General features: G+C 71.8%; 16 protein-coding genes. 7 read left to right on the top strand and 9 right to left on the bottom strand.

Annotated features, from left to right (window positions below; translation table 11 throughout):
- Positions 1 to 136 precede the first annotated feature (136 nt).
- Positions 137 to 1,081 (top strand): hypothetical protein, encoded by a 945-nt coding sequence (locus ACY34M_RS01480; protein ID WP_462719200.1) that lies wholly within the window; start codon positions 137 to 139, stop codon positions 1,079 to 1,081.
- 3 nt (positions 1,082 to 1,084) lie between these two features.
- Here ACY34M_RS01480 and ACY34M_RS01475 read toward each other — a convergent pair whose 3' ends face one another.
- Together ACY34M_RS01475 and ACY34M_RS01470 are read right to left on the bottom strand one after the other, a co-directional pair.
- Positions 1,085 to 1,672, bottom strand: coding sequence for a sigma-70 family RNA polymerase sigma factor (locus tag ACY34M_RS01475; RefSeq protein WP_462719199.1), 588 nt, complete (start codon positions 1,670 to 1,672; stop codon positions 1,085 to 1,087).
- A 143-nt stretch (positions 1,673 to 1,815) separates the two neighbouring features.
- Positions 1,816 to 2,592: a LamG domain-containing protein gene (locus ACY34M_RS01470; RefSeq protein ID WP_462719198.1), complete on the bottom strand. Its 777-nt coding sequence runs from the start codon at positions 2,590 to 2,592 to the stop codon at positions 1,816 to 1,818.
- Positions 2,593 to 2,780: 188 nt separating this feature from the next.
- Here ACY34M_RS01470 and ACY34M_RS01465 point away from each other — a divergent pair, with 188 nt between their 5' ends.
- The 4 genes from ACY34M_RS01465 (at position 2,781) to ACY34M_RS01450 (ending at position 6,106) form a co-directional block, all read left to right on the top strand.
- Positions 2,781 to 3,293: a toxin-antitoxin system HicB family antitoxin gene (locus ACY34M_RS01465; RefSeq protein ID WP_462719197.1), complete on the top strand. Its 513-nt coding sequence runs from the start codon at positions 2,781 to 2,783 to the stop codon at positions 3,291 to 3,293.
- Positions 3,294 to 3,396: 103 nt separating this feature from the next.
- On the top strand, positions 3,397 to 4,239 hold the full coding sequence (locus ACY34M_RS01460) for a DUF4097 family beta strand repeat-containing protein (protein ID WP_462719196.1): 843 nt from the start codon (positions 3,397 to 3,399) through the stop codon (positions 4,237 to 4,239).
- Between the two features lie 101 nt (positions 4,240 to 4,340).
- On the top strand, positions 4,341 to 5,333 hold the full coding sequence (locus tag ACY34M_RS01455) for an ATP-binding cassette domain-containing protein (protein WP_462719221.1): 993 nt from the start codon (positions 4,341 to 4,343) through the stop codon (positions 5,331 to 5,333).
- Positions 5,330 to 6,106: an ABC transporter permease gene (locus ACY34M_RS01450; protein ID WP_462719195.1), complete on the top strand. Its 777-nt coding sequence runs from the start codon at positions 5,330 to 5,332 to the stop codon at positions 6,104 to 6,106. The genes ACY34M_RS01455 and ACY34M_RS01450 overlap by 4 nt, the downstream gene beginning before the upstream one ends.
- A 55-nt stretch (positions 6,107 to 6,161) precedes the next feature.
- Here the strand turns inward: ACY34M_RS01450 and ACY34M_RS01445 are convergent, their stop codons facing one another.
- From ACY34M_RS01445 to ACY34M_RS01430, 4 genes are all read right to left on the bottom strand, one after another.
- Positions 6,162 to 7,070 carry an SPFH domain-containing protein gene (locus ACY34M_RS01445; RefSeq protein WP_462719194.1) on the bottom strand — a complete coding sequence of 303 codons (909 nt, stop codon included), beginning with the start codon at positions 7,068 to 7,070 and terminating at the stop codon, positions 6,162 to 6,164.
- 92 nt (positions 7,071 to 7,162) lie between these two features.
- Entirely contained in the window at positions 7,163 to 8,893 is a 1,731-nt protein-coding gene (locus tag ACY34M_RS01440; protein WP_462719193.1) for a GMC oxidoreductase, read from the bottom strand.
- Positions 8,886 to 10,817, bottom strand: coding sequence for an AMP-dependent synthetase/ligase (locus tag ACY34M_RS01435; protein WP_462719192.1), 1,932 nt, complete (start codon positions 10,815 to 10,817; stop codon positions 8,886 to 8,888). The genes ACY34M_RS01440 and ACY34M_RS01435 overlap by 8 nt, the downstream gene beginning before the upstream one ends.
- A gap of 130 nt (positions 10,818 to 10,947) precedes the next feature.
- Positions 10,948 to 11,616, bottom strand: a complete 669-nt coding sequence (locus ACY34M_RS01430) for a TetR/AcrR family transcriptional regulator (RefSeq protein WP_462719191.1) — start codon at positions 11,614 to 11,616, stop codon at positions 10,948 to 10,950.
- 99 nt (positions 11,617 to 11,715) lie between these two features.
- On the opposite strand from ACY34M_RS01430, the gene ACY34M_RS01425 reads away from it, so the two are divergent.
- Positions 11,716 to 12,183, top strand: coding sequence for an SCP2 sterol-binding domain-containing protein (locus tag ACY34M_RS01425; RefSeq protein WP_462719190.1), 468 nt, complete (start codon positions 11,716 to 11,718; stop codon positions 12,181 to 12,183).
- A gap of 22 nt (positions 12,184 to 12,205) precedes the next feature.
- Positions 12,206 to 13,423, top strand: a complete 1,218-nt coding sequence (locus tag ACY34M_RS01420; protein WP_462719220.1) for an acyl-CoA dehydrogenase family protein — start codon at positions 12,206 to 12,208, stop codon at positions 13,421 to 13,423.
- Positions 13,424 to 13,470: 47 nt separating this feature from the next.
- Here ACY34M_RS01420 and ACY34M_RS01415 read toward each other — a convergent pair whose 3' ends face one another.
- The 3 genes from ACY34M_RS01415 to ACY34M_RS01405 form a co-directional block, all read right to left on the bottom strand.
- On the bottom strand, positions 13,471 to 14,964 hold the full coding sequence (locus ACY34M_RS01415; protein ID WP_462719189.1) for a vWA domain-containing protein: 1,494 nt from the start codon (positions 14,962 to 14,964) through the stop codon (positions 13,471 to 13,473).
- Positions 14,965 to 15,093: 129 nt separating this feature from the next.
- On the bottom strand, positions 15,094 to 15,978 hold the full coding sequence (locus ACY34M_RS01410) for an ABC transporter permease (RefSeq protein ID WP_462719188.1): 885 nt from the start codon (positions 15,976 to 15,978) through the stop codon (positions 15,094 to 15,096).
- Complete coding sequence (locus tag ACY34M_RS01405; protein WP_462719187.1) at positions 15,975 to 18,740, bottom strand: alpha/beta fold hydrolase; 2,766 nt, start codon at positions 18,738 to 18,740, stop codon at positions 15,975 to 15,977. The genes ACY34M_RS01410 and ACY34M_RS01405 overlap by 4 nt, the downstream gene beginning before the upstream one ends.
- Positions 18,741 to 18,962 lie beyond the last annotated feature (222 nt).

The following is an 18,962-nucleotide window of genomic DNA, read 5'->3' as shown; positions in this document are numbered from 1 at the left end:
ACGTGACTACGGGGCCGGTCCACGGATGGTTCACGGGAGATTTCTGTGAACCATCCGCCCACCGGCGCCGTAGTGGCCATCGGGTGCACGGCGCAGCAGCCGTGCCTCCCCCGCTTTTGTGACAAGGAGTCAGTGGATGATCTGGTACGTCCTGGCCGCGGTGCTGGGTCTTGCGCTGATCGCGGCGGTGACGGTGCTGATCGTCACGGAGCTGCGGAACCGCCCGCCGAAGCCGGTCGCCGCCTCCGCGGCGGTCACCGGCAGGCAGGCGCTCGACGTGGTCGACGCGGGTCTGCGCCGGCTGACGGGCGCGTGCCTGCGCTCCGGCCGCTCGCTGCCCGATCTGTACGCCGTCGTCTACTCCGAGGAGCGGCTCGGGCTGCTGCTCGCGGGGGCCGAGGAGTCCGCGCCGGAGCCCTGGACCGCCGAGTCGGACGGCGAGCGCTGGACGATCTCGCCCGACGACCTGCACCGTCCCGGCCCGGACGGCGAGCCGGCGCTGCCGTACGCGCTGACGGTGACGGTGGGCCTGAACGGCCCCGACCGCGTGCTCGTCGACCTGTCCCGCGCCGCGGGCCCCGTCTCGGTGACGGGCCCCGACGAGGAGGTGCGGCGCATGGCGCGCGCCGTCGTCCTGGAGGCGCTCGCCGGTCCTGTGGGGGCGCTCGCCCAGGTCACCCTGGTGGGTTCGCTGGCCGACGGACGGCTCCTCACCGGCGACGAGACGCGCAGCTCGCGGCTGCACAGCGCGGCCAGCCTGGAGGAGGCGTTCGCCGGCGCCAAGGCGGCGAACGCGGGTGTCCCGGAAGCCGGTTCGGCCGATGTCACCCAGGTCTTCCGTCTCATCGAGGGCAGCAGCAGGCTCGCCGTGCAGGGCGAGGTGCCGCACCTGTTCGTCGTGGAGGCGACTCAACTCCCGCGCCGGGACGGGGTCGTCTCCACCATGCGGCGCGGGGACGCGCTGCTCGTGCTCGGCGAGGCGCCCACGGGCTGGCGCTGGCGCACCGCCGCGGACGGCTCGCTCGACACCGGTCCGCTCGGCCTGGAGATCACCCGGCACGCGGGACGGCTGGTCGGCTGAGTGTCACGCCGCCTCACCGCTCCCGACGTCGTGCGCGTACAGGCCACGCCTGTTCAGCGCCTCCCGCATGGCGCGGGCGGCGTAGTACGTGCGGGACTTGACGGTGCCGGGCGGCACGCCGAGGACCTTGGCCGTCTGGTTGACGGTGCGTCCGAGGTAGTGGACGTTCAGCAGGACCTCGCGCTGGCTCGGCCGCAGGTCACCGAGGGCGTCGATGAGCACCTGAGTGGTGAGGATGTGGTCCACGCCGTCGGACACCGGCAGGTGGGCCAGTTCCGGGTCGCCGGTCTCCGGCGGTCTGGCCTGGCGGGCCCGGTGGCCGTCGATGACGAGGTTGCGCAGCGCGGTGAAGAGCCAGGGCCGCGCCGAGTCGGCGGTCGGGTCGAGTTCCGCCGCGTGCCGCCAGGCGCGTATCGCGACTTCTTGGAGGATGTCCTCGGCGCGGTGCCAGTCGCCTTCGAGGCGCCGCGCGGCGAACTGCAGCAGAGCGGTTCCGTGGCAGTCGTAGAGCGCTCTGAGGAATTCGTCGGGGTGGAGGTCAGCTGCGTGGGGGCCGGGTATCCGGTGTTCGCTCGAAGCGCTGGCCGACAAGGCCCTTCCTCTCCGGATCGTCTGTGGGGGAAGACGGTTTCGCCGGATGCGGGCACACCGGCAGGAGCCGCCCCGGTCCGGCGGACGCCCGTGCGACGTCCACCGGACGGAGGCGGCGGTGAAGCTCGACTCGGCGGTGCCGGTCAGCCCGGTTCGTTCGAGGAGAGCGAGCTCACCTCGCGGGCCGTCAACTCGCGGTCGTAGACATGCACATCGGCGAGGTCGCCGCCCCAGTAGTCGGAGGCCTTCCCGCCGAACTTGCCGCGCCCGATGATCACGCCGCCAGTAGGTTTCACGCTGCTGGAAGCAACCCTGGTTCCAGCGAGCTTTCCATCCACGTAGATCCGCATCCGGTGGTCCTTCTGACTGTACGTGCCGGTCAGGTGGTACCAGTGGCCGGGCTGCGGCTGCTCCGACGACTCCGCGACGGTACGGGCGCCGGGGAAACTGAAGGCGAAGTTCTGGTCCTGCCCCGAGTACTGCAGGAAGAACGCGCTGTTGCGCTCGCCGTCCTGGGACAGGGCGGTGTGCATGCCCTTCAGGCTCTGGCTGTCGAGACGCACCCGCGCGGCGACCGAGTAGTCCTTCTTCTCGGTGTCGAGCCGGGTGTTGGTGCTGCCGTATCCGCTGCTGCCGTTCAGCTGCAGGGCGCCGCCCTCCGGACCGTCGGTCCACTGCACGCCGCCGTCGAACCCGGCGTCGTGCTCGCCGGCCTTCGCGGTGCCGGACCGGTGCAGCGGCCACCAGCCGAGGCCGTCGAGCGACTCGGCGGTGGCACTCGGGCTCGACGACGCGGCGGGTTTCTCGTCGGCCTGCGCCTTCTCGGAACCCTGGTCACCGCGCACCAGTTGGACGACGACGAAGCCCAGGGCGACGGTCAATACGGCGATCGTGGTGATAAGCGCCCATCTGCGCGTCATGAATTTCCTCAGAGGTACGACATAAATGTGTCTTCGATGATCACGTATGGGAGCCGAAAACGGTTCACCATGCACGCAACCTTCACGTGACGCCACCACAGCGTCATGTGGCACCACGTGATGCCATCTGGCACCACTTGGTGCCATAACGCTTGCGCGTGGCGCCATAGTGGTGCCATGATGACGTCATGGACCTCACGCCCTACGTCGACACCCTGCACCGCGAGCTCGCGGTGGCCGCCGAAGCAGGCGGGGACGAAGCACGCGAGCTGGCCGAGCGGCTCACCGCTCCCCTGGAGTCGGCCACCCGGCTCACGATGCTCAACGTGCTCTCCGCCGCGATGGACGAGATCACCCGCGATCTGGCGCCGGGTTCGGTCGACGTACGGCTGCGGGGGCTCGACCCCGACTTCGTGGTGACACCGCCCCCGCGCGACACCCCGGCCGACCCCGTCGGCCCCGCCGAGACCCCCGCCGCCCCGCCCGCACCCGAGACCGACGAGGGCGGCACCGCCCGCGTCAACCTGCGCCTGCCGGCCCACCTCAAGGCCCGCGCCGAAGAGGCCGCGAACCGCGAGGGCCTCTCGGTCAACGCGTGGCTGGTGCGCGCCGTGTCGGCCGCCGTGGACGGTGGCGCGGCGCCCCGCACACCGGAGAAGAGCCGCACCGTCGGACAGAGCTTCACGGGCTGGGTCCGCTAGCCGCACCCCACCCGCACCAGCAGCACAGCGCCACCGCCAGCAGAACGGCACACCACGTCCCACCAGCGGGGACGCCCCTACGAGCCAGGAGGACGGGACAGCCATGCCTACTTACGAGACCCCCGAAGCCATCGCGGTCAACGCCCACGTGGGCGCCGGTTCCATCCAGTTCACCGCGAGCGGCCGCACCGACACCGTCGTCGAGGTGAAGCCCGGAAACCCCAAGCGCGGCAAGGACGTCAAGGCCGCCGAGCAGACGGAGGTCTCGTTCGCCCGCGGCGTCCTCACCGTCAGGACGGCGGAGCGCCGCATGATCGGCCCCAGCGGGATCGTGAACATCACGGTCGAACTGCCCACCGGCTCGGCCGTCGACCTCACCGGCTCCTGGACCCATGTGATCGGCGAGGGCCGGCTCGGCAAGGTCGACGTGAAGACCTCGGGCGGCGACTTCCGCCTCGACACCTCGGGGCCGCTGCGCCTGAAGTCGGCGCACGGGTCGATCCGGGTGGACCGGGTCGAGGGCGCGGCCGAGATCACCGCCAGCTCCAGCCAGGTGCGGGTCGGCCTCGTCGACGGCCACGCGGTCCTGAAGAACTCGCACGGCACCACCATGGTCGACGTCGTGACCGGCGAGCTGCGGGTGAACGGCGCGCACGGCGACATCGAGATCGGCCGCGCCGAGAGCTCGGTCGCCGCCACCACCGCCCACGGCGCGCTGCGCGTCCACGATGTCGCCCGCGGCACCGTCCAGTTGGAGACCAACTTCGGCGCCATCGAGGTCGGCATCCGCGAGGGCACCGCCGCCTGGCTCGACGCCAGCTCCGACAACGGCCAGGTCCGCAACACCCTCACCGCCTCCGAGGCGCCCGCGGAGTCCGAGGACACCGTCAAGGTCCGCGCCCGCACCAAGTGGGGCAACATCGAGATCCGCCGCGCCAAGCCCTGAGCACGACCGCGCACCAACTCCTTCACACAGCTCGGCACTTCACGCCACCGGGCGCCATCACCCGCACCCTCACACCGGAGGGCCCCATGCCTTCATCTGTCATGTCCACATCCACCTCAACCGTCGCCGACGGCACCCCGCTCGCCGTCTCCACGGTCGGCCTGCGCAAGTCCTACGGCGACAAGACCGTCCTCGACGGCATCGATCTGCGGATCCCCGCCGGTTCGGTCTTCGCCCTGCTCGGGCCGAACGGGGCCGGGAAGACGACGACCGTGCACATCCTGTCCACGCTGATCGACGCCGACGGCGGACAGGCGCAGGTCGCCGGGCACGACGTCGCCGGCTCGCCGGACGGGGTGCGCGCCGCGATCGGGCTCACCGGGCAGTTCGCCGCACTCGACGACCTGCTCACCGCGGAGGAGAACCTGATCCTCATGGCCGACCTGCTGCGGCTCGGCAAGCGCGAGGGCAGAGAGCGGGCGAAGGAACTGCTCGAACGGTTCGGCATCGCGGACGTCGCCGGCAAGCGCGCCGCCACCTTCTCCGGCGGCATGCGGCGGCGGCTCGACCTCGCCATGACGCTCGTCGGCGACCCGCAGGTGATCTTCCTGGACGAGCCGACGACCGGGCTCGACCCGCGCAGCCGCCGCACCATGTGGGAGACCGTGCGCTCGCTCGTCGCCGGGGGCGTCACCGTCTTCCTCACCACGCAGTACCTGGAGGAGGCCGACCAGTTGGCGGACCGGATCGCCGTGCTCGACGGCGGCCGGATCGTCGCCGAGGGCACCGCCGACGAGCTCAAGGCGCAGATCCCCGGCAGCCACGTCCGGCTGCGGTTCACCGACACGGCCGAGTACGAGCGGGCGGCCGAGGCCTTCCCCGGTTCGGCCCGTGACGACGAGCAGCTCACCCTGCGGATCGCGGGCGACGGCGATCTCACCGCGCTGCGCTCCCTGTTCGACCGGCTCGACGAAGCCGGCGTGCACGCCGCCGACTTCTCCGTGCACACCCCCGACCTCGACGACGTGTTCCTCGCCCTGACCGGCGACGGCACCGCCGACACCCCTCTGCACGTCAAGGAGACCCTGCGATGAGCACCCTCACCTACGCCGTGCACGACTCGATGACGATGCTGCGGCGCAACATCAAGCACGCGCTGCGCTACCCGGCCGTCTCGCTCGGCGCGTCCATGATGCCGATCCTGATGCTGCTGCTCTTCGTGTTCGCCTTCGGCGACTCGATGTCGGGCGGCGCGGGACGGGGCGCGTATCTGGAGTACCTGACGCCCGGCGTCCTGATCATGGGCGTCGCCGCCGGGGCCATGTCGACCTCGATCGCGGTCTGCCAGGACATGACCGAGGGCATCATCAACCGCTTCCGCACCATGAACATCACGCGGTCCTCGTTCATGACGGGGCATGTCGTCGGCAGCGTCCTCACGACGACGGTCAGCCTGGTGCTGGTCCTCGCCGTGGCCGTCGCGCTCGGCTTCCGGCCGGACGCGAGCCCGGTCGAGTGGCTGGCCGCGGCGGGGCTGCTCGCCGCCATCGCCTTCGCGGTGACCTGGGTGGCGGCGGCGCTCGGCCTGAAGTCGAAGACGGTCGAGTCCGCGAGCAACAAGCCGCTGCTCATCCAGTTCCTGCCGTTCCTCGGCTCCGCCTTCGTGCCGGCCGAGTCGATGGCCCCCGGACTGCGCTGGTTCGCCGAGAACCAGCCCTTCACGCCGATGATCGAGACCCTGCGCGGGCTGCTCACCGGCTCGGCGATCGGCAACGACGGGTGGATCTCGCTCGCCTGGTGCGCGGGGCTCACGGTCGTCGGCTACGTCTGGTCGCGCAGGCTGTACAGCGTCAACACCGAGCGCTGATCAGGCGCGAAGAGCGGGTGGGCGGGCTCCGTACGGGGCCCGCCCACCCGCTTCCTCACGTCCCCGAGTCGCCGCGCGCGAACGCCACCGTCAAGTCCCTCACCAGCGCGTTGCGTTCGTACTCGTCCAGCTCCACGAGGCCGCGCCCCGTCAGCCGTTCGAGGGTGTCCTCCACCGAGTCGACGACGCTGCTGAGCACGCCCGCCCGCTGCCGCGCGTCCAGCGCCGCGATCCGGCGGCGGTGCATCGCCTCGGCGACCTCGGGCGCGTATTCGATGCGCGTCGGGCGCACCGCGAGCACCTCGACGCCGATCGCCGCGCACTCCCGCGACAGCGTCAGGGCCAGTTCGGCGCCGACGGACTCGGGGTCGCGCAGCGTCGGGGCGGAGGGGTGGAAGGCGTCGGGCGGCAGCCGCGAGAACACCCGGGCGAGCGCCACCTCGATCTGTCCGCGCAGATACGCGTCGTGGTCCTGCACCGCGAACAGGGCCCGCGCGGTGTCCCGCACCCGCCACACCACCAGCGCCTCGACGCGCAGCGCCATGCCGTCCGCGTCCGCCGCGGGCAGCGGCTCGCTCCGCCAGTGCCGCAGCCGTACGTCGATCCGGCGGCGCAGTACGAGCGGGTTGACCCAGCGCAGTCCGGTGCGCCGCACGGTGCCGCGGTAGCGGCCGAAGAGGCTCAGCCCCAGCGCGTCGCCGGAGCGGCAGCGGGTCAGTCCGCCGAAGGCGAGCACGGCGAGGACCGCGCAGCCCGCGACGAGCGAGCCGTGCGCGGCGCGAAGGGCGTCATCCCCACGCGCCGGGGCGTTCGGCCCGAGGAAGTCGGTGGCCGTGTCGGGGATCCAGCCGAGCAGCCGGCATCCGTACACCGCGCCCGCGAGAGCGAGCGCTCCCGCCGCCGCTCCCAGCCAGCCCGGCAGCGACCACCCCACGCGTTCGACGACCTCGTCCCGCTGACTCATCGACTCTCCCGGCTTTCCGCGGACACGACCTGGCCACACTCACGTTATGCGGCAATAGGCCAAAAATGCCGGAATTCGAGGCGGGTGTGGGGTCACTCCAGCCGCAACTCCCCGTACGCACCCGCGGGCACGACGGGTCCGTGCGGTGCCACCGGCCGCAATGCCCGGTAGCCGTCGCCCTGTTCGGGCCGGGTGTCCGTCTCCCCCTTGTTCGGCCAGTACGACATCGCCCGCTCGGCCTGCGCGGTGATCGTCAGGGACGGGTTCACGCCGAGGTTCGCGGAGACCGCGGAGCCGTCGACCACCGACAGCCCCGGATGGCCGTAGACCCGGTGGTACGGGTCGATCACGCCCGTCTCCGCAGAGTCGCCGATGGCGCAGCCGCCGAGGAAGTGCGCGGTGAGCGGCTTGCCCATCAGTTCGCCGAGGTTGGTGCCCGCGAAGCCGTTGATGGACTCGGCGATCAGGCCCGCCGCCTGCCAACCCTCGGGTATGTGGACGGGGTTCGGGGTGCCGTGGCCCTGTTCGGCGGTGAGCAGTCCGCGCCGGTCCAGGCTCGTCGTCAGGGAGTTGTCGTGGGTCTGCATGACGAGCCCGATGATGGTCCGCTCCGACCAGTGCCGCAGGGCGACGGTGCGGGCGACGAGGACCGGGTGGGCGAGGAACGCGAGCGCGGCGGCGACCGGCTTCGGCAGGTTCTGCCGGTACTGCGGTACGCAGATCAGGGCCATGAGGTTGGAGCCCTTGCCGTACCGGACGTTCTCGATGTGGGTGTTCGCGTTCGGGTGCACGGACGAGGTGATGGCGACGCCGCGCGTGAAGTCGATGTCGGGCCGCCCGTAGCGGCGCGGCCAGGTCAGCGCGCCCACCAGGGACTCGGAGTTGGTGCGGGTCAGCTCGCCGAGGCGGCGCGACAGGCGCGGCAGGACGCCCTCGTCGCGCATCCGGTGCAGCAGGGTCTGGGTGCCGTACGTGCCCGCTGCCAGGACGACGCGGCGGGCGCGCAGCACGGTGCGGCGGCCCCGGCGGCGCTTGTTCGTCGGCACGGTCGTGACCTCGAAGCCCGCCCCGTCGGGCAGTTCACGGACCGTGGTCACGGTCGTCAGCGCCCGGACCTCGGCGCCCGCCTTCTCCGCGAGGTGCAGATAGTTCTCGGTGAGGGTGTTCTTCGCGCCGACGCGGCAGCCGGTCATGCAGGAGCCGCATTCGGTGCAGGCGGCGCGGGCCGGGCCCGCGCCGCCGAAGTAGGGGTCGGGGACCTGGCTGCCGGGCGCGCCCGTCGTCGTGCCGTCGGCGTCCCGGCCGTCGCCGAAGAACACGCCCACGGGTGTGAGCCGGAAGGTGTCCCCCGCGCCCATCCGGCCGGCCGCGTCGCGCAGCAGCTCGTCGGCCTCGGTGGTGGTCGGGTTGGTGCGCACGCCGAGCATCCGCCGGGCCTGCGCGTAGTAGGGCGCGAGTTCGGCCTGCCAGTCGGTGATGTGCCCCCACTGCCGGTCCTGGAAGAAGGCCGGCGGCGGTACGTAGAGGGTGTTGGCGTAGTTGAGCGAGCCGCCGCCCACTCCGGCGCCCGCGAGCACCATCACGTTCTTCATGAGGTGGATGCGCTGGATCCCGTACATCCCGAGGCGCGGCGCCCACAGATAGTCGCGCAGCTTCAGGGACGTACGGGGCAGGGTGTCGCGGGTGTAGCGCCGCCCCGCCTCAAGGACGCCGACCCGGTAGCCCTTCTCGGTCAGCCGGAGCGCGGAGACGGAGCCGCCGAACCCGGAGCCGACGACGAGGACGTCGTAGTCATGACCGTGCTCGCGGTGGGCCTCAGGCACCGTAGAGCTCCTCGATCTCCCGCTCGTACGCGGTCAGGACGGCCGTCCGCTTGATCTTCAGGGAGGGGGTGAGCATGCCGTTGTCCTCCGTGAACTCGCCCTCCACCAGGGTGAACTTGCGGATCGACTCGGCGCGCGACACGGCCTCGTTGGCGTAGTCGACGGCCTTCTGGACGTCCGCGACGATCCGCGGGTCGGCGATCACCTCGGACATCGGGGTGTCGGCGGGGAGTTTGCGCACGTTCAGCCAGTGCGCGACGGACTCCGGCTCCAGGGTGATCACAGCGCCGACGTAGGCGCGGTTGTCGCCGACGACGATGCACTGGCCGATGGGCGAGCGGCTGCGCAGCCGGTCCTCCAGGACGGCCGGGGAGACGTTCTTGCCGCCGCTGGTGACGAGGATGTCCTTCTTGCGTCCGGTGATCCGCAGATAGCCGTCGCCGTCCAGCTCCCCCAGGTCACCGGTGGCGAACCAGCCGTCCCCGTCCAGGACCTGGCCGGTCGCGGCCTCGTTGTTCCAGTACGCCCCGAAGACGATGCCGCCCTTGACGAGCACCTCGCCGTCGTCCGCGATCCGGACGGCGCTGCCGGGCACGGGCAGGCCCACGGTGCCGGGGCGCGGCTTGAGCGGCGGGGTGATCGTGGCGGCGGCCGTGGTCTCGGTGAGGCCGTATCCCTCGTAGATCATGACCCCGGCGGCGTAGAAGAACAGATTCAGATTGCGGTCCAGGGGCGAGCCGCCGCTGATCGCGTAGCGGAGCCGGCCGCCGAGTTCCTTGCGCACGCGCCGGTAGACGAGCAGGTCGTACAGGCCGTGGGCGAGCTTGAGACCGGGTCCCGGCCCCTTGCCCCCGTCCAGGAACCGCGCCAGGTGCGCCTCGGCGAACCGCACGGCGATCCGGTCGGCGCGGTCGAAGGAGGAGCCGCGCCCGAGCTTCTCGGCCGTCGCGCGCCCGGTGTCGTGGATCTTCTCGAAGAGATACGGCACGCCGACCACGAACGTCGGCCGGAACGAGCGCAGTTCGGGGCGGAGCTCGTCGGGCTTGATGCTCGGACAGTGGCCCAGCTCGATCCGGGCGAGCATGCACGCCACCTGAATCGTCCGCCCCAGGATGTGCGCGAGGGGCAGGAACAGCAGCGTCGACGCGGACTGCCCGGTGATCGCCTTGAAGATGGGGTGCAGCAGTTCGACCGTGTTCGCGGCCTCGGCGTAGAGATTGCCGTGCGTGAGGACGCAGCCCTTGGGCCGGCCGGTGGTGCCCGAGGTGTAGCAGATGGTCGCGATGGTGTCGGGGGTGAGCGCGGCCCGCCGCTTGACGACCTCCTCGTCGGCCACTCCGGCACCCAGGGCGGCGAGTTCGAGCACGGCGCCGTCGTCGATCCGGCGGATGCCGGGGCGGTCGTCCTCGGGCAGCCCGGCTATCGCCTCCTCGGCCGTGGCGGCGTTCTCCGAGGTCTCGACGATCAGCATCGTGGCGCCGGAGTCCCGCACGATCCACTCGATCTGCTCGGGCGAGGACGTCGCGTAGACGGGGACGGTCTGCCCGCCCGCGGCCCAGATCGCGAAGTCGAGGACCTGCCACTCGTAGCGGGTGCGCGACATCAGGGCGACGCGGCCGCCCGGTTCGAGCCCCGCCGCGATCAACCCCTTGGCGGTGGTGGTCACTTCACGCGCGAACGCGGCGGCGGTGACCGGCCGCCACTGATCACCCTCCTTGCGCCGTACGACGACGGCGCCCGGCTCGTCCTCGGCGTTCCGATACGGGATGTCGGCGGGCGTGGACCCGTCCTTCGGCGGCTCGGCGAGCGCCGCGACGCGCGCCTCGCGCACGGCTCCGTGCTCGTCCCTGACCAGTTCGACCTTGGCGCGATCGGCCAGGTCGCCGCGCTTCCCGGCCCGCTTCAGATCCTTGCGTACGCCCATGACGGCTCCCGTGTGCGCGGCTGCCCGACTCGTACTTACTCGTGAGTCAACTTACCTACGCGTAAGGAAAATTCAATGGCCCGGTACGAATCAACGGCAGCAAGTGCCCCACAGGACCGGCACCAGCCGTCTACGGCAGCCAGACCTCACCGTCGAGCACGTCCCGCATCCCCACCCACACCATGTTCATCAGGCGCAGCGTGATGCCCTCCGGGGACTGTCCGGGGTTGCGCTCCATCCAGTCGGTGAGCGAGTCGGCGGCACCCACGAGGGCGTGCGCGACGAAGTCGGCGTCCTCGTCGCCCAGCCGGGAGCCGCGGCCACTGTCCGAGATGCCGTCCCTGATGAGCCCGGCCACCTCGGCCATCACCGCGCGCCGCGCGTCGGCCACGGCCGCGGCGATCGCCTCGCTCAGCTCGGACGCCTGCCGGTGCAGCACGACCCAGCTGTCGCGGTGCTCGGCGACGAACGCGAAGAACGCGGAGAGCCCGGCGTGCAGCCGCAGTTCGGGCGCGGCCCCCGCACCTCGCGCGGCCTCCTGGAAGGCGCCGACGAGCCGCCCGGCCTCCCTGCGCAGACAGGCGAGGAACAGCCCCTCCTTGGATTCCAGGTACAGATACACCATCGGCTTGGAGATCCCGGCGAGTTCGGCGATCTCGTCCACGGACGCGGCGTGGTAGCCGCGCTTGGCGAAGACGCGCACGCCCACGTCGATGATCTGCTGCTCGCGCACCTGGCGCGGCACGCGCTTCCGCCGCGCCGCCGTACGCCCTTGAGCCGCTCCCGATGTGCCCGTCACTCTTGTCAGCCTATCCACGTCGCCGTAACCTTACCAATCAGTAAACTTACCGAGCGGTAAGGTTGCGATAAGGACCACCACACCAAGGAGAGTGAGCCCATGAGCGGTGCCGAGGAGATCGCGGCGCTCGACTTCGCGAGCGTCACGCCCGAGGAGTTCGCGCGGATCGTGAAGGGGCTTTCCGCGAAGGAGATCAACCAGATCGCGCGGGACGAGGCACTGCGCACCCGCGTCCTCAAAGAGGTCTTCGGGCGCATGGAGCGGCAGTTCAAGCCCGACGTCGCGGGCTCCCTCGAAGCGCTGATCCGCTGGAAGGTCACCGGTCAGGACGAGGTCCCCGAGGCGGTCTACGAAACGAAGATCGCGAACGGCACCTGCACGGTCACCGAGGGCCGCTCGGACGCGGAACCGCGCGTCACGCTGATCATGGGCGACGCCGACTTCCTCAAGCTGGTCTCGGGCAACTCCTCGCCGGTCACGATGTTCATGATGCGCAAGGTCAAGATCGCGGGCGACGTCGCGCTCGCCTCCGGCCTGACCCGCTACTTCGACATTCCCAAGGCGTGAGGAAGGAAGGGGATCCGGGTCCATCATGGCTTTCTCCCTTGAACTGGACGAGGAACAGCGCGATCTGCGCGACTGGGTGCACGGTTTCGCCGCCGACGTCGTACGGCCCGCGGCGGCCGAATGGGACGAGCGCGAGGAGACCCCCTGGCCGGTGATCCAGGAGGCCGCGAAGATCGGCCTCTACGGATTCGAGTCCCTCGCCGAGATGTTCGGCGACCCCAGCGGCATTTCCCTCCAGATCGCCAACGAGGAGCTGTTCTGGGGCGACGCCGGCATCGGCATGGCCCTCTTCGGCACCTCGCTCGCGGTCGCCGGGATCTTCTCCTCCGGCACGCCCGACCAGCTCGCCGAGTGGGTGCCGCAGTGCTACGGCGACGAGGACGACCCGAAGGTGGCGGCGTTCTGCGTCTCGGAGCCGCAGGCAGGGTCCGACGTGGCGGGGATGCGCACGCGCGCCCGCTACGACGAGGCGAAGGACGAGTGGGTGCTGTCCGGCCAGAAGGCCTGGATCACCAACGGCGGCATCGCGAACGTGCACGTCGTCGTCGCCTCCGTGGACCCGGAGCTCGGCTCGCGCGGACAGGCGGCGTTCATCGTGCCGCCGGGCACGCCGGGCCTCGAAGGCGCCAAGAAGATAAAGAAGCTGGGCCTGCGCGCCTCGCACACGGCCGACGTCTTCCTCGACGACGTCCGGGTCCCCGGCCACTGCCTGCTCGGCGGCAAGGAGAAGCTGGACGCGCGTCTCGCGCGGGCCCGCGAGGGGACGTCGCGCTCCCGCGGCCAGGCCGCGATGTCGACGTTCGAGGTCAGCCGGCCGACGGTGGGCGCGCAGGCGCTCGGGATCGCGCGCGCCGCGTACGAGTACGCGCTGGAGTACGCGGGCGAGCGCGAGGCGTTCGGCCGTCCCATCATCGAGAACCAGGCGATCGCCTTCGCCCTCGCCGACCTGCGCACGGAGATCGAGGCGTGCCGCCTCCTCATCTGGCAGGCGTCGTGGATGGCCCGCAACGACAAGGTCTTCGACGCGGGCCAGGGCTCGATGTCCAAGCTGCGCGCCGGAGAACTGGCCGTGGCCGCCTCCGAGAAGGCGGTCCAGGTGCTGGGCGGGGCCGGTTACAGCCGGGAGCACCCCGTGGAGCGGATGTACCGGGACGCGAAGATCTACACGATCTTCGAGGGCACGAGTGAGATCCAGCGGCTGGTGATCGCGCGGGCGATCTCGGGGCGCCAGATCCGTTAGCCGGTAACGGGGTTACGGCCTCGGGGCTCCGCCCCGGACCCCGCGCCTCAATCGCCGGCGGGGCTTGAACCGGGCTCACCCAGCGAGCGTGTCCTGCTGATCGCCTCGCCGAGTTCGCGCACATCCGTGTCCTCGGTGGTCGATGCCAGTTCGTCGACGTAAGTGGAGAGTTGCGCCAGGGACGGCGACCCGGAGTCGCCGCTCAGGTGGGCCGCGAAGTAGGCGGCGGCCGCCGCCACGCGCAGGCGGGGCGTGGTGGCGGGCGACCAGAGGTCGCGGTCGAGGTCGGACGCGGACACCTGGCCGGAGGCCTCGCGCGGGGCGCGGCTCTGCGGGTCGAGCCAGCGGACCGTGGCCTTCGCGATCCTGCCCTCGGCGCCCTCGCGGAGCCTGACCGCGTAGAGCGCCGTCACCGTATGGCCGGGGCCGACCTCGCCGCCGTCGACGCTGTCGTCGCGGAAGTCGTCGTCCCGGACGCGGCGGTTCTCGTAGCCGAGGAGGCGGAAGTCGGCGACCGTGTCCTTGTCGAACTCCACCTGTGCCTTCGCGTCCCGCGCCCGCAACTGCACGTTGGCCGGGAGCTGCTGGACGAAGACCTTGCGGGCGTCCCGCTCCGAGGACACGTACGTGGTGTGGCCGTCGCCCCTGTCCGCGAGGCGTTCCATCAGCGCGTCGCCGTAGTCGCTGCCCACACCCACCCCGAACAGGGTGATGCCGTGCTCGCGGCGGGCGTCGGCGACGCGTTCGAGGATGGTGTCGGCCGAGGTGGTGCCGGTGTTGGCGAGGGCGTCGGAGAGCAGGACGACGCGGTTCGTGGCGCCGGCCCGTGCCCCCTCGACCGCCGTCGCGTAGCCGGTCTCCATGCCCGCCGCCAGGTTGGTGGAGTCCGTGGGTTCGAGGGTGTCGACGGCGCGCCGGACGCGTTCGCGGGTCTCGCCGCCGCGCGCCCCGAGGCGGGTCATCGGCAGCACGGTCTCCGCCTCGGCGCTGAACGTGACCAGCGCGATCGAGTCGTCGGCGCGGAGCCCGTCGGTGAGGGTGGCGAGCGAGGTGCGGACCAGGTCGAGGCGGCCCGGTTCGGACATGGAGCCGGAGATGTCGACGACGAACGTGAGCGCCGCGGGCGGCCGTTCGCCCTCGGACGTGGACTGCGCCGTCGCCATGCCTACGCGCACCAGGCGCCGGCCGTCGTCGCCGGTGCGGGCGCCGTCCACGGTCACCGAGAAGCCGTTGCCCTTGGGGCGCGGGTAGCCCTGGCGGAAGCTGTTGACGAACTCCTCGGGCCGCACGGACCCCGGATCCGGCAGCCGCCCCTCCCCCAGGCTGCGCCGCGCGTACCCGTACGAGGCGGTGTCCACGTCCAGGGCGAACGTGGAGCGCTCGTCGGTCCCCGAGCCGCGGCTCACCCTGCCGTCGGCCTGCTCCGCCCGGTCCGCCGAGCCGTCGGGTCCGCCGCATCCCGTCAGCAGCAGCCCGCCGAGGAGCAGCGCGGCGCCCAGCCGTGTGGCGCCGCGCGTCTGGATTCCCTGCGTCAGTGTCATGTGCCCTGTGACGCGCGGAGCGGCCGCCGGGAGCGCTCGAAAGCATTGCGACCGGATCCCAAAAGGGTTACGTCACAAGGGAGTTGAACATTCCCCCACGGAACCCGGTCCCCCGGGGAACCGGGACCCCTACGACACCACGTCCTTGCGCGCGAACCCGCGGAACGCCAGCGCGAACAGCACCACCGCGTACGCCACCGACACCGAAGCCCCCTGGATCATCCCGCCCCATTCCGGCTGCGCCTGGATCACGTCCGCCCAGGCGAACTGCCAGTGCGCGGGCAGGAAGTCGCGCCAGTCGCCGAGCGCGGTGACCGCGTCGAGGACATTGCCGACGATGGTCAGGAAGACCGCGCCGCCGACCGCGCCCAGCGGGTTGTCCGTCTTCGTCGAGAGCCAGAACGCGAGCCCCGCCGTGACCAGTTGGGACACGAAGATGTACGCGACGACCAGCAGCAGGCGCTGCGCGGCCGTGCCCGCGGGCAGTGTCCCGCCGGTCGGGATCTCCAGCGGCCCCCAGCCGTACGCCACCGCGCCGACCGCGAGCGCGACCAGCGGAAGCAGCAGCATCGCGGCGAGGCTCAGCCCGAACGCGACGGCCAGCTTGGACCACAGCAGCCGGGCCCGCGGCACCGGCGCGGCCAGCAGGTAGCGCAGGCTCGACCAGTTCGCCTCGGCGGCGATCGTGTCGCCGAAGAACAGGGCCACCGGGACGACCAGCAGGAATCCGGCGGACACGAACAGGCTCGTCGCCGCGAAGTTCGCCGCCGACGCGGTGGCCGTGTCCATCAGGGTGATCCGCCCGCTGTCGCCGCCGCCCGGCTCCCCGCCGATGGCGAAGGCGATGGCGAGCACGAACGGCAGCAGCGCGAGGACGGCGCCCATGACGAGCGTGCGCCGCCGCTTCACCTGGCGTACGAGCTCCACGCGCAGCGGCAGCGTGCGGGCGGGGCGGTAGCCGTGGGCGCGTTCGGGCACGTCGCGTGCCCCGGTCTCGGCTTCGGTCGTCGTCATGCCGATGCCCCTCCGATCAGCGTCAGGAACGCGTCCTCCAGGCGCCGGTGCGGCCCGAGGGAGCGCACCGGTATGTCGAGCCGCACCAGCTCCGCGAGCAGCCGGGCCGCCGGGTCGGACGTGCCGGCGAGGCCGGTCGTCGCGTCCGGGTCCGCATCGGACGCCGGTGCGGGCGCGTCCTCGCGGTCGGGTACGAGGCGGACCAGGAGGCCGTCGTCGACCTTGACCACCGAGTCGACGTCGGCCAGTGCGCCCACCTTCTCCACGAGCGCGTCGGAGACCTCACCGGCGACGCCGACGAGCAGGGTGTCCCCGGAGCCGACGATGTCCGCGACGGGGCCCGCCTGGACGAGCCGACCGCGGTCCATCACCACGAGGTGCGTGCAGGTCTGCTCGACCTCGGCGAGGAGATGGCTGGAGACGATGACCGTGCGGCCGTCGCGCGCGTAGCGGATCATCACCTCGCGCATCTCGCGGATCTGCGGCGGGTCGAGCCCGTTCGTGGGCTCGTCGAGGATCAGCAGGTCCGGCAGGCCGAGCATGGCCTGGGCGATGGCGAGGCGCTGGCGCATGCCCTGCGAGTACGTGCGCACCGCGCGGGCGAGGGCGTCGCCGAGGCCGGCGATCTCCAGGGCCTCGTCGAGGTGCGCGTCCTCGGCCGGACGCCCGGTCGCCTTCCAGTACAGCTCCAGGTTCTCCCGGCCCGACAGGTGCGGCAGGAAGCCGGCGCCCTCGACGAACGCGCCGACGCGGGACAGCACCGGGGAGCCCGGCCTGATCGCATGGCCGAAGACCCGGATCCCGCCCCCGTCGGGCCGGATGAGGCCCATCAGCATGCGCAGAGTCGTCGTCTTGCCCGCGCCGTTCGGCCCGAGGAGGCCGAGGACCTGGCCCTGCTCGACGCGGAAGGACAGGTCACGCACCGCGTACCGGTCCGTGGAGCCCGCGTACTTCTTGCCCAGGTCGGTGATCTGCAGCGGGACCTCGGCGAGCGCCGGGTCGGGCGCGGGCGCCGCCGTCCGCCGCCGGGCCGTGAACAGCAGCCCCGCCGCGACGACGAGCGCCCCGGCCGGCAGCCACCACACCCACGACGGCAGCGACTCGGCCTGCGTCCGCACGTCCGGGGCGGTGGGCAGGCTCAGGCCGTCGCGCACCGAGACCTGGTACGTCGCCGGCTCGTTCGGCGAGGCGAAGCCGAGGTCGGTCGCGGAGAGCACGAGCCGCAGCGTGTGGCCCTTCTGCACCTGGTGGTCGATGGCCGGGAGCGTGATCCGCACGTCCTTGCCCGCGCCGCCCGCGCCGGTCACCCGCAGCGGCGTCACGAGCTGCGAGGGCAGCACCTGACGCGTCCCGTCGGGCCCGGCGTCGTACACCTTCGCGAACAGGACGGCCTCGCCGGTGGAGGACTTCACGTGCGCGGTGGCCGTCGGGGAGCCGGTGATGCGCACCGAGCGCTTCAGCGGCGCCGAGTCGAAGCGGGCGAACTGTCCCGGGTACTCCAGGGAGAATCCGGTGCCGAGCGAGGTCGACAGGTTCGACACCTTGCCGAGGCCCGGCACGGAGGAGATCGACGGCGGTCCCCCGCCCGGTGGGTTCTGGAAGGTCTCGGTGGCCGTCTTCAGCGGCACCGCGGTGCGGCGCTCGCCGCGCAGGCCCGGATACATGTCGCCGCTCGCGCCGCGCAGCTTGGCGGCGCCGTCCGTGGAGTCGACGCCGCCGGTGCGGGTGACGCGGAACGCGGGGCCCGTGTCGACGTTCTCGTCCTTCAGGTAGCGGTCGAACCAGGACGTCACGCGCTGGTGCAGCCGGTCGAGCTCCATGTCGCCGCCGTCGTGCCCGCCGTTCAGCCAGTCGACCTGGACCGGCGCGCCGTTCTTCGTGACGTGGCGCGCGATCTCGTCGGCCTGGCCGAGCGGGAACAGCGAGTCGGTCTGGCCCTGGGCGATGAACGTGGGCACCTTGATGCGGTCGCCCACGGCCACGGGGCTGCGCTCCTCCAGGAGCTTGCGGGCCGCGTCGTCCGGCTTCCCGGAGACGGCGACGCGCTTGTACATGTCGCAGAGCTTCTCCTCGAAGCGGCCGCAGGCGAGACCGGCCTCGCTGGTGCGCGTGCCGAGCTGCGCGGAGCCGGAGGTGAAGAAGGCGCCCGCCCACAGCTTCTTGAAGACGCCGTCGGGGAACAGCGCGTCCGCCAGGTTCCAGTACGTGATCTGCGGGGCGATCGCGTCGACCCGCTTGTCGTGGCCCGCCGCGAGCAGCGAGACCGCGCCGCCGTACGAGGCGCCCGAGACGCCCACGCGCGGGTCGCCCGGCTTGTCGAGCTCCACCTCGGGTCGCTTCGCCAGCCAGTCGATCATGCGGGAGACGTCGGCCACCTCGTGCCGCGGATCGTTCAGGCCGATCTTCCCGTTGGACCTGCCGAAACCGCGGGACGACCAGGTCATGACCGCGTACCCGTGGGCGGCGAGCTTCTGCGCCTCGGCGCGCACGTCGGCCTTGCTGCCGCCGAAGCCGTGCGTGAGCAGCACGGCGGGGCGCTTGTGGGACGGGTCACCCGCGGTGAAGTACGAGGTGTCGATGCGCACCCCGCCGCCCATCGGCATCATCCGGTCCTGCCGGTGCACGCTGGGCGTGCCGGAGCCCGAGGCTGCCGCCGTCCAGCTCCCCGCCCCCGCGAGCACCACCAGGGTGGCCGCGACGGCGATCCACCGTCGCGGCCACCCGCGTACTCGCTCGCGCCACCCGCGCCGTCGAAAAAACATGCGTCAACGGTATGCGCCTGCGCCGACAACCACCGCATCCGGTGGTCGGAGCTCTGCGCCTCCGCGTACCACCCCGGTAGTACACCCACCCGCCCCCACGCCTCGGGGCTCCGCCCCGGACCCGGCTGCTCAATCGCCGCAGGGGCTCAAAAGATCGGGGCTTGATTTTGCCCGCAGGCTGCGGCACCCCGGTGCCGCGCCACCAGGAACGGCAACATCCTG

It is taken from the genome of Streptomyces sp. EDA2-14, assembly GCF_054963755.1.
This window is presented reverse-complemented; position numbering and strand designations above follow the sequence as displayed.